1 protein-coding gene is annotated in these 520 nt (G+C 66.5%); it reads left to right on the top strand.

Going from position 1 to position 520, the window contains the following annotated elements:
* On the top strand, positions 1-520 hold a 520-nt coding region (locus tag LMU33_RS40910; RefSeq protein ID WP_249814972.1), incomplete at both ends, for an alpha-amylase family glycosyl hydrolase.

Here is a 520-nt window from a genome sequence, read left to right as displayed (position 1 = left end):
ATGTGGGCCGACGACGACAAGCAGTACGAGGACGCCCGGATCATCTTCGTCGACACCGAGGCCTCCAACTGGACCTTCGACCCGGTGCGCGGCCAGTACTACTTCCACCGCTTCTTCTCGCACCAGCCGGACCTCAACTACGAGAACCCGGCCGTGCAGGAGGAGATCCTGGCGGCGCTGAGGTTCTGGCTGGACCTCGGGATCGACGGCTACCGGCTCGACGCCGTCCCCTATCTCTACGCCGAAGAGGGCACCAACTGCGAGAACCTGCCGGCGACCCACGAGTTCCTCAGGCGGGTGCGCCGCGAGATCGACGCGATGTACCCGGACACCGTGCTGCTGGCTGAGGCCAACCAGTGGCCCGAGGACGTCGTCGACTACTTCGGGGACTACGCCACCGGCGGCGACGAGTGCCACATGGCCTTCCACTTCCCCGTCATGCCGCGCATCTTCATGGCCGTACGCCGCGAGTCCCGCTACCCCGTCTCCGAGATCCTCGCCAAGACCCCCGCGATCCCCA

It is taken from the genome of Streptomyces barringtoniae (genome assembly GCF_020819595.1).
Lineage (GTDB): Bacteria > Actinomycetota > Actinomycetes > Streptomycetales > Streptomycetaceae > Streptomyces > Streptomyces barringtoniae.
This window is presented reverse-complemented; position numbering and strand designations above follow the sequence as displayed.